The sequence below is a fragment of the Streptomyces sp. NPDC059743 genome (assembly GCF_042732975.1).
In the GTDB taxonomy this organism is placed as follows: domain Bacteria; phylum Actinomycetota; class Actinomycetes; order Streptomycetales; family Streptomycetaceae; genus Streptomyces.
The window spans coordinates 306,879-321,384 of record NZ_JBHWGS010000008.1 but is presented as its reverse complement, the minus strand read 5'-3'; the positions used below and the strand labels follow the sequence as shown (position 1 = coordinate 321,384).

The following is a 14,506-nucleotide window of genomic DNA, read 5'->3' as shown; positions in this document are numbered from 1 at the left end:
TCAGCTGAGGCCCTTGCTTCAGAGGCCCGACTCGCGAGGACAGAGGCCCGGCTCACGAGAGCGGCCCCACCGGCGAGGGGGTACGCCGGTGGGGCCGAGGAGCCCGTGCGGCCGGGGGGGGGTAGGCCGCGAGCTCGGCTCATCAGAGCCCCTGCCCCGGGTCGGGCAACGTATGCCTGGCGACCGTCGACTAATTTTCCTGCTTCTTCGTGGCCGTCTGAGGCACGTACAGCTTGATGTCCGTCAGGCTCGCGCTGCCCTCGTACACATTGGTGTACAGGTCACCGATGACGAAGGAGTCCGGATACGCCGAGCCGGCCGGCCACTGGTCGGGCCAGCGCGCGCTGCCGTTGTTGTCGTTCTGGACGAGTGTGTTGTTGAAGCGGCCGTCGTACTCGCCCGGCTTGACGTTGTAGTGCCAGATCGGCTGGTTGTTGACGATGAAGTTCCGGTGGAAGCGCAGTGTCTTCCGGCCGGCCCGGGCGAAGTTGCCGCTGGCCTCCAGGGTGTAGCCGGTGGCATCGCGCTCGATGGCGAAGACATAGTCCTGATTGGGCATCAGCTCGGGCTGGAGCTCCGCCGCCGAGCTGAGCTGCTGCTCCGCCACGCCGCCCGAGCAACTGGACATGAACCACTGTGAGTTGCCCGCGACACCGCCCTTGCCCGGCGTCCAGTTGGGGAGTCCGCTGATCCACATGTTGACGGTGTTGAAGCTGCTGTCCCGGTAGTTGTAGTACGTGTTGGTGCTGGAATTGCAGACCCGGCCTCCGGTGCCGCTGCCGACCCGGTCGGGATGCTGGGAGAACGAGTCCATCAGCACCTTGCGGCGGTAGTGCCAGAAGTGATTGTTCCGTGGCGCGGGATCCGCGAAGTCGACGATCGACAGATAGTGGAAGCCGTTGTAACCGTAGTTGCCCTCACGGACGTCCTGCCACTCGCAGTACGGCGCCGACGCGTCGCCCTCCCAGCCCGGGCTGTTGGAGCCCTCGCCCCAAGGGTGCTGAGTCTTGCAGCCGTCCTTGCTGTAACCGTTGATCCGGTTGTCGTAGTCGATCGTGCCGTTCCGCTTCCCGCCGAAGTCGATGGTCTTCAGCCGGTATTCGATGCGGTACTGATCGGGAAGCTGCTCGGTAGGACGGAAGATGGCGCCACCGGTGTGATCGGGCACCTTGAGCTGGGCGACCGTCCTGCCGCCCGCCCTGCCGTTCGTGATGGACGGCGCCTTCTCGATCCGGCCGTCCTTGTTCCAGTCGCGGGCGGAGAGCGAGGCGGTCAGCCAGCCGCCGTCGCCCACCGGGAACTCCTTGCGGTAGGTGTCGAAGGAGTTGAACGCGGTGTTCCAGGCAGGGCCGTAGTCATTGGCGTACCACTGCCCGCTGTCGTCCATGATCGTGTCGAAGGGCTCGGCGTAGGTCTCGCGTGTCCAGGGCGCGCCGCCGGGATCGAGCGTCTTCGAGAAGTCCTCGGAGTGCAGCAGCCGCCAGGCCACCTTGGGATCTTTGCCCTGCGGCTCCGGCGCCGCGGACGCGGTGTCGAGCGAGAGCGGCAGGACGAGCGCGCCGCAGACGAGGCCCGTCAGCGCGTAGTGGTGTTTCCGGCGCGGCCGTAACCGCGTACGGACACCGGCACGAGTGGTGCTTGTGGGAGTGCGGCTCATCAGAAGTTGCCCTTCGGGTCGTAGTACTTCTCCGCGTTCTCCTTGGTGACACGTGGTGAGGGAACGACCGTGTCCTTCTCGGTCTTCTTGCCGTCGAGAATGTCCACGGCCCTGTCCAGACCGAGACTGCCGATCACATCGGCGTCATTGAGGCCCGTGACCAGGTAGTTGGTGCCGTCGAGAATGGCCTTGAGCGCCTCCGCCTGCCCGTCGACACCCGCCAGCACGATCTTGTCGGCGCGGCCCGCGTCCTTGATCGCGCGCTGCGCGCCCAGGCACATGGCGTCGTTCTCGCAGAAGACGGCGTCGATGTCGGCGTGCGAGGCGAGCAGGCTCTCCATCACATTCAGTCCGCCGTCGGAGCTCCAATTGCCGAAGTCGGGCGCCTCGACCAGTTCGATACCGGGCGCGCCCTCCAGAGCTGCCTTCACACCGTCGGTGCGGGCCAGGCCGATGCTGTTGTCGGCGGGACCGCCCTTGACCAGCGCGACCGTACCGCCGTCCGGCAGCCGCTGCGCCAGGAACTCCCCGTTCTGCTTGCCGATCGCCTCGTTGTCCGGGCCGATCCAACTGCTGTACGTACCGGTCCGGAACTTGCGGTCGACCAGGACGGCGGGTTTGCCGGCCGCCTTGATGGAGTTGAGAACGGCGGGCGCCGACTCCAGCGGGCCGCCCGAGACGATCACCGCGTCGACATTCTTGCTCAGCAAGTCCTCGACGTTGGAGGCGAGTTTGGCCGCGTCACCGCCCGCGTCGGTGCTGACGATCTCGACGTTCTTCTTCTCCGCCTGTGCCTTGATGGCCCGGTCCATACCGTTGAAGTAGGGCCCGCTGAGAGTGAAGTTGGCGACGCCGATGGTGTACGAACCGTCTCCCGCGCCTGCGTCGCCGCCGGAGGAGCAGCCGGCCAGGGCGGCGGCGAGGGCTCCGGCCACCAGCACACCGGATACTTTCTTCATGATCATGACAATCTTGCCTTTCCGGGATCCGCGAGGTTCGGTGCGCCGGCCGTACGGAACCGTCCGGTGCGCTGTACGAGAATGACGGCGACGATGATCAGGCCCTTGAGCACCTGCTGCCAGAAGCTCTGTACGTCGTACAGGTTGAGCAGATTGTTGATCAGCGCCAGGACGAGCACTCCGGCGAAGGTGGCCCGTACCGATCCCTTGCCGCCGGCCAGACTGGCACCGCCGATCACACAGGCGGCGATCGCGTCGAGTTCGAAGGCCGTGCCGACGCTGGGCTGGGCGATACCGACGCGGCTGGCGAGGATGACGCCCGCGAGTCCCGCGCAGGCGCCGCTGATCGTATAGGCGAGCACGATATGGCGGCGGACACCGATACCGGCCAGCCGTACGGTCTCCGCGCTGCCGCCGATCGCGACCAGCGAGCGGCCCGCCGGAGTGCGGCTCAGAAAGATCCCGCCGACCAGAAAGACCGCCAGCATGATCAGGGTGGAGACGGGCAGCGGGCCGAGCACCGCCGAGCCCAGTTCGAAGAATCCTTCCTTCTCGGGCGCGACGGGCGTCTCCGAGTAGACGAAGGCCAGTCCTCTGATGGTGGTGAGCGCCGCCAACGTCACCACGAACGGCGCCAGTTGGAACCGGGCGATCAGCACTCCGTTCATCAGGCCGAAGCCCATCCCGGCGGCCAGACCGATCAGCATCGCGAGCGGGACCGGCAGTCCGGCCGAGAGTCCCGCGGCGACGATGCCGGAGAAGGCGACCACCGAGCCGACCGAGAGATCGATGCCACCGGTGAGGATCACGGTGAGCATGCCGAAGGCCAGCAGTCCCGTGGTGACCATCTGCTTGAGCAGATTGGTGAGATTGCCCTCGGTGAGAAAGGCGTCCGTGGTCGAGCCGGCGATCGCGACGAACGCCACGAGCAGTACGGCGAACCCGGTCTCCAGAGTGAGATCGCGTCCGGCCACGACCAGCTTGGGCAGTCGAAGCAGTCGGGACGGCCGACGGCCGGGCGGAGCGGGCCCGTCGGAGCCGGCCGGCTCGGCGGGCTGGGCGGAGGTGGTCAGTTGGTCGGTCATGCGGTGTGTCCGATCGCGTGGGCGAGGACGGTGTCCTCGGTCGTACGGTCAGAGGGCAGCTCCGCGGTGAGGCGGCCCTCACGCATCACCAGCACCCGGTCGGTGGCGCCCAGCACCTCCGTCAGATCGGAGGAGATCAGCAGAACGGCCATCCCGGCACGGGCCAGTTCGTCGAGCATCCGGTAGATCTCGGCTCGGGTGGCCATGTCCACGCCTCGGGTGGGCTCGTCGAGCAGCAGCACACGCGGTCCGGTGAGCAGCCATTTGGCGAGCACGGCCTTCTGCTGGTTGCCGCCGCTGAGAGTGCGTACGGGCAGCTTGGCGCAGTGCGCGGGCCGGATGTCCAGCCGCTCGACCATGGCGGTGACCTCGCGCCGCCGTCTGCCCGTGTCCAGCAGCGGGCCACGGGTGGTGGTACGGAGTGTGGTGAGGCCGATGTTCTCAGCGGTGGTCAGCCCGAGCACCAGGCCGGTGCGCTTACGGTCCTCGGTGACCAGCGCGAGCCCGGCGGCGATCGCCTCGCGTGGAGAGCGGAAGAGCTGGGCGCCGTCGGACGCGCTGACGCTCTCAGATGTGCTCCCGGACGCCGTGACGCTTCCCGCGTACGCGGGCTCGGCGCCGAAGACACAGCGCGCCAGTTCGCTGCGGCCCGAGCCGACCAGCCCGAAGAGTCCGGTGATCTCGCCCGCCCGCAAGGTGAACGAGATGTCCCGGAACTCACCCGGGCGATGCAGTCCGGAGACCGTGAGCAGTGGCTCGCCGGCGTCGGGCCGGCGGGCGGGATAGAGCCGGCCGGGCCCTCTGCCCGCCATCAGCCGGATGAGTTCGTTCTCGTCGGTGCGCTCGGGCACGGTCTCGGCGACGATCCGGCCGTCCTTGATCACCACGATGGAGGTGGCCAGTTCCGTCACCTCGGCGAGGCGGTGCGAGACGTACACGATCAGCACACCGCGCCGCTGGAGCCGGCGGATCAGCGCGAAGAGCGCCTCCAGATCACCGCCCGCGAGCACCGCCGAGGGCTCGTCCAGCACCAAAATTCTCGGCTCGCCGCCCTCGCTCACCAGCGCCTTGGCGATCTCCACCATCTGCTGTCTGGCCACGGTGAGCCGGCCCGCCCTGGTGCGCGGGTCGATCGCGCCGTAACCGATGGACTCCAGCAGTTCACGGGCGCGCGCATGGGCCGCCCGCCAGTCGATGAGACCGCCGAACCGCCGTGGGAAGTGGCCCATGAGGAGGTTCTCGGTGACCGACAGCTCCGGTACGAGCGTCAGTTCCTGATGGACGGTACGGATGCCGTGCGCGTGCGCGTCATGCGGTGAGCGCAGTTCGACGCGCTCGCCGTCGAGCCGGAGTTCACCGGCGCTCATCCGTTCCGCGCCCGCCAGGATCTTGATCAGCGTGGACTTGCCCGCTCCGTTGGCGCCGACCACGGCGAGCACCTCACCGGCCCGTCCGGTCAGATCCACGCCGTGCAGTACCTCGGTGGAGCCGTACGCCTTGCGCACGCCGCGGATCTCCAGAGCGGTCCGGGCGGTGCTGCTCACCCGAGGGCCTCCATCACCACGACGGTCTTCTGCCGGGTGAACTCCAGGGCCGTGTCATGCAGGCCCTCGGCGGAGCCGCCGGTGTCCCTGGGCCCGCCGAAGGGCAGGTTCTCGGCGCGCAGCGCGGTGGAACCGTTGATGATCACACCGCCGACGTCGAGCCGGTGGGCGAGAGTGAAGGCGCGCCGGATGTCCCGGGTGAAGACGGCCGCCTGGAGTCCGTACGGCGACGCGTTGGCCATCCGTACGGCGTCCAGCGGATCGGTGAACCGGGCGACCGGCGCGACCGGGCCGAAGATCTCCTCGGCGAACGCGGCGCTGTCCTGCGGTACGTCGACCAGGACGGCCGGATCGCTGAAGGCGCCGCGGCGAGGGCCACCGGCCACCTTGCGGGCGCCGTCCGAGACAAGCGCGGCGACCGCGGCCTCGACGCGCTCGGCCGCCTGCTCGCTGATCAGCGGTCCGACATCGGTGCCGTCGGCGAGCTGATCGCCGACGGTGAGTTTGGCGGCGCCCGCGAGCAGGGCGTCCACAAAGGCGTCATGGACGCCGTCCTGGACGTACACCCGTTTCACCGCGCAGCAGATCTGTCCGTTGCCGCGCGCGAGCCGGCCGAGGACGACGGCGTTGGCGGCCTCCTCGACATCGGCGTCGTCGCAGACGATCAGCGCGTCGTTGCCGCCGAGTTCGAGATGGACCTTCTTCAGGGTGTCGGCGGCGCGGCGGGCGATCTCACGTCCCGCGAGCGTGCTGCCGGTGAGGCTGACGGCGGCTGCGCCCGGGCGGGCGGCCAGTTCCTGAGAGACCTGGACGCCACCGGTGAGCAGTTGGTGGGCGCCCTCCGGAACACCGGCCCGCTCCACGAGCGCACCGATCCGTAACAGGGTGAGCGGGCAGCGTACCGGCGGATGGACCAGGACGGCGTTGCCGGCGGCCAGCGCGGCGGCGGCCTTGTGGGCGTAGAGCTCGACGGGATAGTTGAACGGCACCAGCGCGGCGACCGGGCCCAGCGGCTCCCGGAGTGTGACGGCGAGATGGCGCTCCAGACCGGGAACGGCACCGAGCGGGATCTGCCGTCCGAACAGCCTGGTCGCCTCACCGGCGAAGCCCCGGAAGATCCGTATCGCCGCGCCGACCTCCTCGGTCGTCTGGAAGAGCGGCTTGCCGTTCTCGGCGGCGAGGAGCCTGGCGAGGTCTTCAGCCTCGGCCTCGATCAGATCGGCTGTGCGCAGCAGAAGCCGGGCGCGCTCATGGGCGGGCATGGCGGCCATGGCGCGCTGCCCGCGCGCGGCGGCGGCGAGGGCGGCGTCGATACGGTCGGAGGTGAAGTCCTCGACATCACCGAGATGCTCGCCTGTTCCTGGGTTGTGCACGGACAGCGGTGCGGTACGGGTCGACATGCGTCGCTCTTCCTGTACGGGCTGTGGCAGGTGCGGGCTTGGCAGGCAGGTGCGGGCTTGGCAGGTGCGGTCGGACACTGCGGAAAGTGCTGCGATGGTGGCCCGCCGTGAGCAATTCGTCAACACCTCTAACAAAACCGCGCGACGCCTGGCTCAAGGGCATCGCCTCGCAGGCCGGAGCCCGTACGACGCCTGCGGCGCGGGCGGACGCGCGGGCGCGGATTCTTCCCGGGAGGACGCACAATGAGTGACCGTCACCGTCCCTCCGGCGCGGGCTCCAACGGTGATCGGCCCTCGCGAGTGATGCCTGGGCCGTGGTGGGTGCCGCCCGGTGACACGTCATTCATCGACAGGCATCGACCCGGTGCACACCATCGGAAGGAAGCCGAGCGGCCGTCCACCGGTAGGTGTGCCACCGAGCCGTTGCCCGGGCATACGGCGCCCTGACGCCTGTACGCTCCGCAGCCACCGCTCCCGGCCGCCGATTCCTGTCCGTCTGGACCGGCGCCATCCGCATTTCGGCGCGATCAGGACTGGCGCGCGGAGCGACCACCGTACTCACGGCCCCGGGCCCCGGGACCGGCCCGTCCACCGTCCGGCCCGTCCACCGTCCGGCGGGGACTCGCCCTTCCAATGACCGAAAGGCTCCTGTACGAACCTCGCCATCCGCACGGACCATCGATTGGATGGGCATAACGGCACTGAGGTCGGACACGACCTGGCTGCCGCCCCGCGAGCCGTATCGCCGCCCGCGAGCCGTATCCAAGGCACCGGTCCACCCTGGAAGGTAGACATGGCCTCTGCGCGCATGAACATTCTCTTACGCACTCCGGCACCGCGCGGCGACTTACGCGTGCCGAGAGGCCGGACCCTGATGATTCATCCGCCCTACGTCCATGACAACTACCTCGCCCGCGAGGACACTCCCTTCGCGCCGGACCGCCTTCCGTTCCTGCCGGTCGCGCCGCTCTATGCCGCCGAGCTGATGGAGCGTCATGAGCTCGCCGAGCCCACGCTCTTCGACTGCCAGCTCCACGATCTGCGTGACGCCGCCGACCTGGAGGAGTACGACTCCTTCGGTATCGCGGTCATGGGCGCCCAGAACATCGCTCCGGCGACCCATGTCCACCGCTATCTCACCGTCGACCGCGGGCTGCCCGCCGATCGCGTGCATGTCGGCGGGCAGGGCATAGAGCGGCTCTCCCGCGAGGAGTTCGGACGGATCTTCCCCGGTGCGCACAAGACCGACCGGCAGGCGCTGTCCGGGCTGCCCGGAGCCATGGACATCGATCTGGAGCGCCAGCTCGACAAGCTTCCCGAGTCCGATCTGCGCGTCTATCTCGCACATGAGATGACTCTGCCGTTCAGCCAGGGCTGTATGTTCGGGTGCAGCTTCTGCGGCGCGCAGACGCGCAAGCGCGAGACGTTCTTCAACGTACGGGCCCATCTCGACACCGCCTGCCGGCTCGCCGAGCGCTTCGGGCTCTCCTCGCTGAACCTGTACTGCACCTCGCTGGACTTCTTCCAACAGGCCCTGCCGGGCGGCGACATGGAGCAGCTCACCGCTCAGCTCGAATCCGTCATCGAGCTCAAGGAGCGGTATCCGGGCCTGGACATCGACCTCCACGCGCTCACCCGCGCCGACTCCTACAACGCCGCGATGGTCTCGGACCAGGTACGCGATCTGGTGCTGAGCGCGGGCTTCAACCGCTTCGGCTTCGGTGCCGACGGCGCGGCCTCCGTCGAGGTGCTGCGCGCGATGCGCAAGCACGCCGACACCCTGCGCTCGGATCTGATCACGGCCTTCCAGCACATGGAGGAGAACGGTCTGGTCCCGGAGATCCTCTATGTGTTCGGCGTTCCCGAGGAGACCGCGGAGACGCTCGCCGAGACCCGCGATCTGTGCGGACTGCTGCTGGAGACCTTCCCGACCTCGGAGTACCGCGGCTTTCCCGCGAAGAACGAGATTCCCGGAAACGCCAACTGGAACCGCGCGGGCTGGAAGGGCTCCGCCGCTCATCAGCGGCTGCTGGACGAGCCCGACCACTTCCTCAATCTCGGCTTCGAGACGCTCGCCAACGAGATCTCCCACGAAGACCCGGAGATGCGGATGCTGGTGAACCGCTACGCCGTGGACATGAGCCGCCACGCGCACGACCTCGGGCGCGTACGCAGCTATCTGACGGTCCCGGTCGCCTCGCCCGACGCCCGGGTCATGGACGACCGCACGCTGGACGGCTTCCGCGAGATCGTCGCCCACTACGCTCCGGAACTGGCGACGGGACTGAACGCCGGCAATCTCGCGGAACGGCGTACCGCGCTCAACTCCGCCATCCCGAAGGACTACTGACCCGGCCTCCGGCGCCGCCGTCTCGCTACCGGATCGCGACCAGTACATAGCTGTTGCCGAACTGCCAGACGGGAGCGGCATGTTCGAAGCCGGCCCGGTGCAGCAGTTCCATATGCCGCGACAGCGGCAGCTCTTCACCGGTCCCGGCGATCGGACCTCGTCGCGCGCGCTCGTCCAGCAGATCCGCGAACTCCGGTTCCCCGGCCGCCGCCGTCCACCAGGACTCCCAGTCCTCATGGGCGAACGCCTGCTGGCGCAGGGCCCGGCAGCGGCCGACGTGCGCGGCGATCCGGGAGTGCCCGGGCCCGTGGTGGAGCAGATGGTCGGCGTTGACGAGGACTCCGCCGGGACGCGTCAGCCGTGCCAGCTCCGTATAGGTCCGGCGCAGGGCGGCCTCGGAGAGATAGTGCAGCGCGGTGGTCGAGACGGCCGCGTCCAAGGGCTGCTCCAGCGCCAGAGCCTCCGTCCAGCCGTCCGCTCCGATCTCCGCGTCGACATAGCGGGCGGCGTCCGCGTGGTGGGTACGGGCCAGCTCCAGCAGCAGCGGATCCATGTCGACCGCCACGATCTCCGCCCGCCGCAGTCGGGCGGCCAGCCGCGCGGCCAACGAGCCGGGACCACAGCCGAGATCGAGGATCCGCGGGCGCGGCCGTCCCTCCGTCACATGCTCGACCACATCCGCGATCACCGTGAACCGCTCCTCGCGATCGACCGCGTACCGCTGCTGCTGACGCTCCCATCGCCGCACCCACGACTCGGCTGTCGCCATGCTCAGACCCATGTGACCGTGCCGCCCTCACTCGTCTCGCTGGTCCCGCGCCGGACCGACACCGCCAAATCTACATCTGAAAACGGTTCCCATTCTCCTCCGATGGGTGAGCTTCACTCCAGCGTGGCAAGAACGGCGAGCAGCCGGTCGATTTCCTCGGGCGTGTTGTACACATGTGTGCTCACCCGCACCGAACTGGTCTTCTCACCGGCGCTGCCCTGGCAGTGGCCGTCGGTGCGCACCATGAAGCCATGGCTGAAGAGGATGAATCCCAGATCGCTCGCACCGATGCCGCGATGCCGGAACGTCACGATGCCGCAGCGGTGCTGAATACGGCTGTCCAGCGCCAGACTCCGCTGACAGCCGAGGATCTCGTAGGCACCGAGATGCCGCAGCCCGTCGGTCAGCCGGAGCGCGAGGGCGGTCGTCCAGCGCTCGATCCGGTCCGTGCCGGCCTCCCGCAGCCAGTCGAGTGCCGCGGCCAGGGAGGCGATGCCCGTGGTGTTGGGTGTGCCGCTCCAGCCGCCCGGGACGAACCGCGGCCCGCGCGTCTGACGGGCCCAGACGGCGCCGGAACCGGGCAGCGCCAGGGCCTTGTGTCCGGAGAAGGCGACGAAGTCGACATCGAGACCGGCGACGGAGACCGGCAGATGGCCCATGCTCTGCGCGGCGTCGAGACAGATCACCACATCCGGCCCGACGGCCGCGCGGATACGCTGGACGTTCATGTCCGCGCCGTACACATGGTGCACATGGGTCGCCGCGACAAAGCGGGTCCTCGGACCGACCGCCCTGGCGAGTGCGTCCGGATCGTAATCGCCCGAGGACGTCTGGTACGGCAGCTCCCGTATCCGTATCCCGATCCCCTGGGCCTCCAGCACCTTCCGGGCGTCCAGCCACGGGATCAGATTCGCCTGGTGGTCCGCGAACGGTACGACGATCTCGTCGCCGTCGGTGAGGAAGGCGGGCAGCCAGTCCTGGGCGACGGTGCGCAGTCCCTCGGTGGTGCCGCTGGTGAAATGGACGGTGGACCGCTCCGGATCCGGGTCGGAGAGGAAGGACTTGATCTGCTCACGGGTCCGTTCCACCAGTTCGGTGGAGGCGTTGGCCCAGGGATAGGTGCCGCGCCCGGCGTTGGCGTTGGCAGTGGTCAGATAGGTCTCGACGGCCTGTAATACGGCCTGTGGTTTCTGGGCCGTCGCGGCGCTGTCGAGATAGACCAGATCAGGATGCCCGGTGATGATCGGAAACATGGCGCGCAGTGGACGCTGCCAAGGGATCAGATCGTCCGGGAATGCCGCCTCGTCGTGGTCGCGCTCGTCATGGTCGCGCGGGATCGTCCCGGTCATCGCGTCACTCCCTGACCAGCGGAGCGCCGGCATCGCGCCAGGCGATGATGCCACCGTCCAGGCTGCGCGCGTCGGTGTGGCCCATCCGGCTCAGCAGCGCCGCGTACCGGGCGGATCTGTCACCGACGGGACAGGTCAGCAGAACCGGTTTGCGCCTGCTGAACGGCAGACCGCCACGGACGAGTTCGGCGAACAGCTCGTCGGTGATATTGACCGCGTGCTCGATATGCAGTGCGGCATACGCGGACGGACTGCGCAGATCGATCACCAGAGGCTGCTCCCGCGCGATCCACTCCTGCGCCTCCCGCGCTCCGACGGTCACGACGGCGGCGAGCTCGGCGGCGGACACATCGAGAAGTGAGTTCTTACGGGCGGCGAGACCGATCAGCTCGGGACGGCGCTGTTTCACATAGCTGAGATAGCTCTCGATACGGTCGCAGACGATGAAGACGGCGGCCTGGCGCTCATCGCCGTCGGTCAACGCGGCGTCGACGGCCCGCAGTTGGCGCACCGTCCCGAAGTAGGCGGCTCCTCCGGTGGGCCCGGCGAGGATGCCGCAGCGCCGGGCCAGTGTGAGCATTCCGTCGATGGCCTCGTCGGCGGTGACCGGCTCCATCGTGTCGTAGGTCGCCGGATCGAAGAGACCGACCTCGTGCACCTCGTCGATGGTACGGATGCCCGGTATGAAGTCCGACTTGTCCGCGACCAGCCCGACGACCCGGACCCGGGAGTCGTGCTCGCGCAGCGCCCTGGCGACACCGGTGGAGGAGCCGGCGGTGCCCACACACGCGATGAACCAGTCCGGTACGCGTCCGTCCAGGTCCTTCACGATCTCCGGGCCGGTGCCGAGGGCGTGTGCCTCGGTGTTACGGGCGTTGAAGTACTGGTCCGTGTGCAGATAGGCGCTGTCCGGATCGGAGAGGGCGCGGTGGAAGAGCGTCAGCGGATCCTCGGTGTCGGTCGGGTCGAGACATTCGCTCTGTCCCGGCAGTTCCTCGATCTCGGCGCCCAGCAGAAGCAGCAGATCCTTGATCTCCGGGATCCGCATCCGGTTGGTGACGCTCTTGAACGACAGCCCGTGCATCCCGGCGATCACCGACAGGGCCTTCGCCGTGTTCCCGCTGGAGAGTTCCACGAGCTGGCTGCCGCGCTCCATGGCGGTGGCGAGGCCGGGACGGGCCATGTTCCACGCGGCCCGGTCCTTGACCGAACCGAAGGGATTGAGCATCTCCAGTTTGGCGTAGAGGTCGATGTGCCGCAGGCCGTGCACCTCCGGATCGATGCGTACCAGCGGCGTGTTGCCGATGACCTGGGTGATGCTGTCGTACCTCATGCCCTGCCCTCCTGGCACAGCGTCGGCCAGTACTGCTCGTCCAGACTCCATCGCCAGTTGCCGTCGCCGTCCCGCCACGCGGCCACTTTCCGTCCGACGGGGAGGTGTTGTGCCCGGCTGGCCTGGAAGTCCATGCAGTAACCGGCGGTGTTCACAAAGCCCAGCAGATCGCCGGGGCTCGGGAGGCGCGGCAGGAAGACCATCCTGCGCGAGATCAGATCGGCTTCCAGACACAGGCTGCCCGCGAGATAGACCCCTACCGCGTCGCCGCTGTCGGTCACGCTGCCCCCGTCACGCCCGATGACAACAGGGTCCATGACGATTCCATGGTCCTCAAGGCCTATGTCGTCGGCCTTGGCGGCGAGGCGTACGAGGTGCTCCCCGGCCTCGGTGCGCCGTACGTCCAGGACGCGCGCGAGCGTCAGCCCGCACTGGTCGGCGAGGGCCCGGCCGGGCTCGGTGTAGAGGTCGTACAGATTCTCCAGGAGCACGGTGGACAGCGTCCGGCCGCCGAACGACGGAGCGGAAGCCGACAGCAGTGCGTCGAGATAGCCTTCGGCCGCGACCGGACGGTATCCCGGATAGAGCCCGAGCGAACCGCGCAAGGTGCCCGCGTCGTCGCGGAGGCCGTATCCGTAGCCGCGCCAGGTCAGGGCCGGGCGCCGGCCCAGGACCGCCTTGGTGAGTTCGGTCGTATACCGTTCCCACTGCTCCTGATGGGCGAGGTAGTTGACGCCGTAGCCGCCTCCGATGTCCACCACCCGTGGTCTCAGGCCCCGTTCGCGCAGCGTGTCCAGCGCCCTGACGCAGCCTTCGAGCGCCACGGCCTTCTCGGCCACGCTGGTGGTGTCCAAGTGGAAGCCCACGCCGAGGAGTTCGACGGCGTCGTCATGCCGTTCGACGGCCTGCACAAGGCTGTCGAGCTCACTGACCGGAGTGCCGAAGCGGCTTGTCCTGCTCAGCACCTTCACTCCGGATGTCCCGAACGCGGACAGCCGCAGCAGGATCCGTACCCGAGGCAGCGCGTACGAACGGACGATCTCCGCCAGGGCGTCGAGCTCGGTGCGTCCGTCGACATGGACGGTCACTCCCGTACGGGCCGCGAGCCACAGGAACTCCGGGCTCTTGGGACCGGTGGCCATGATCCGGTTTGGAGTGAATCCCGATCCGAGGGCGTGCTGTAACTCGCCCACCGAGGCGACGTCCACGGCCGCGTCGGTGGCGGCGAGCCGGCGCATCAGTGCGCAGGAACGATTCGCCTTATGGGCGAACCAGATCTGGCCGCCCAGCCGGTGCTTCCGGTATGTGGCACGGAAGCGTTCGGCGTTGTCGGCCAGCTGATCGGGGAGCACCACACCGAGCGGCGACCCGAGCGCGTCGACGAGCGAGCGTGTGAAGTCTTCCGCCTGGAGCAGCGCCGCCAGGCGTGGCTCTGTGCGCGGCTCCAGATACAGAGGCTCCGGATACAGAGGCAGAGCGCTCATAAGACCTCCTCATACGGACATGCCGGCCCGCCGTCCTCATTACAAGCGACATTCATTTCCCTTTTCGGGAGCCCTTACGCGCCGTGTCGGCGAGGAAGGCCGGGGAAGGCCGGGAGGTCCGGCGGGCGCGGCGGCCCGTACGTACGAAGCGAGCCGCTCCGCCAGTGGGAGCGACTCGCTTCGGGAGCCGAGGCCGGGCCGGGGCATAGGGCCGGGACATAAGGCCGGGGGCCCGGGCCGGGTGGGACATGGGCTCAGTGGTCGTCCCAGTGCCCGTCGTGGCCGGCGTGCCGGTGGCCGTCGTGAACGTAGTCGACATGGCCGTCGTGCGGCACGGCGACATGCCCACAGCCCTCACCATGGCGGTGCGGATGCTCGCTGTGAGCGGTGTGCCGGGCGGGCTCGCACTCGTCCACATGGTCCGCGTGGACGCGATGCAGATGGCCGTCGTGCTCGTAGTCCACATGGCTCTCGTGCGGCACGGCGACATGCCCACAGCCCTCACCGTGGTGGTGCGGGTGGTCGGTATGAGGAGCGTGTGCGGTGGTCATGGCTCCCTGCCTTTCTCCCGTGGTC

General features: G+C 68.5%; 11 protein-coding genes. 1 reads left to right on the top strand and 10 read right to left on the bottom strand.

All coding sequences use genetic code 11. The features are described 5' to 3' along the window. Window positions 1-190 precede the first annotated feature (190 nt). The 5 genes from ACFV6H_RS17380 to ACFV6H_RS17360 are packed head-to-tail and all read right to left on the bottom strand — an operon-like array spanning window position 191 to window position 6,645. On the bottom strand, window positions 191-1,657 hold the full coding sequence (locus ACFV6H_RS17380) for a mucin-5B (RefSeq protein WP_385542474.1): 1,467 nt from the start codon (window positions 1,655-1,657) through the stop codon (window positions 191-193). Then, on the bottom strand, window positions 1,657-2,616 hold the full coding sequence (locus ACFV6H_RS17375) for a substrate-binding domain-containing protein (protein ID WP_385542472.1): 960 nt from the start codon (window positions 2,614-2,616) through the stop codon (window positions 1,657-1,659). The genes ACFV6H_RS17380 and ACFV6H_RS17375 overlap by 1 nt, the downstream gene beginning before the upstream one ends. A 2-nt stretch (window positions 2,617-2,618) precedes the next feature. Then, window positions 2,619-3,701 (bottom strand): ABC transporter permease, encoded by a 1,083-nt coding sequence (locus tag ACFV6H_RS17370; RefSeq protein WP_385542470.1) that lies wholly within the window; start codon window positions 3,699-3,701, stop codon window positions 2,619-2,621. Further along, window positions 3,698-5,245: a sugar ABC transporter ATP-binding protein gene (locus tag ACFV6H_RS17365; RefSeq protein ID WP_385542468.1), complete on the bottom strand. Its 1,548-nt coding sequence runs from the start codon at window positions 5,243-5,245 to the stop codon at window positions 3,698-3,700. Before ACFV6H_RS17365 ends, ACFV6H_RS17370 begins: the two co-directional genes overlap by 4 nt. Next, window positions 5,242-6,645 carry an aldehyde dehydrogenase family protein gene (locus tag ACFV6H_RS17360; RefSeq protein ID WP_385542466.1) on the bottom strand — a complete coding sequence of 468 codons (1,404 nt, stop codon included), beginning with the start codon at window positions 6,643-6,645 and terminating at the stop codon, window positions 5,242-5,244. Before ACFV6H_RS17360 ends, ACFV6H_RS17365 begins: the two co-directional genes overlap by 4 nt. A gap of 874 nt (window positions 6,646-7,519) precedes the next feature. On the opposite strand from ACFV6H_RS17360, the gene ACFV6H_RS17355 reads away from it, so the two are divergent. Further along, window positions 7,520-8,995, top strand: a complete 1,476-nt coding sequence (locus tag ACFV6H_RS17355) for a hypothetical protein (RefSeq protein ID WP_385542464.1) — start codon at window positions 7,520-7,522, stop codon at window positions 8,993-8,995. A gap of 25 nt (window positions 8,996-9,020) precedes the next feature. On the opposite strand, the gene ACFV6H_RS17350 is transcribed toward ACFV6H_RS17355, so the two are convergent. From ACFV6H_RS17350 to ACFV6H_RS17330, 5 genes are all read right to left on the bottom strand, one after another. Further along, window positions 9,021-9,776 (bottom strand): class I SAM-dependent methyltransferase, encoded by a 756-nt coding sequence (locus tag ACFV6H_RS17350; RefSeq protein WP_384978270.1) that lies wholly within the window; start codon window positions 9,774-9,776, stop codon window positions 9,021-9,023. A 101-nt stretch (window positions 9,777-9,877) separates the two neighbouring features. Continuing rightward, window positions 9,878-11,113, bottom strand: coding sequence for an aminotransferase class V-fold PLP-dependent enzyme (locus tag ACFV6H_RS17345; RefSeq protein WP_385542462.1), 1,236 nt, complete (start codon window positions 11,111-11,113; stop codon window positions 9,878-9,880). 4 nt (window positions 11,114-11,117) lie between these two features. Further along, window positions 11,118-12,446, bottom strand: a complete 1,329-nt coding sequence (locus ACFV6H_RS17340) for a pyridoxal-phosphate dependent enzyme (protein ID WP_384978264.1) — start codon at window positions 12,444-12,446, stop codon at window positions 11,118-11,120. Continuing rightward, a complete protein-coding gene (locus ACFV6H_RS17335) occupies window positions 12,443-13,930 on the bottom strand; it encodes an alanine racemase (RefSeq protein WP_385542460.1) in 1,488 nt (495 codons plus the stop codon). The genes ACFV6H_RS17340 and ACFV6H_RS17335 overlap by 4 nt, the downstream gene beginning before the upstream one ends. A gap of 254 nt (window positions 13,931-14,184) precedes the next feature. Next, window positions 14,185-14,481 carry a hypothetical protein gene (locus ACFV6H_RS17330; protein WP_384978259.1) on the bottom strand — a complete coding sequence of 99 codons (297 nt, stop codon included), beginning with the start codon at window positions 14,479-14,481 and terminating at the stop codon, window positions 14,185-14,187. Window positions 14,482-14,506: the final 25 nt, after the last annotated feature.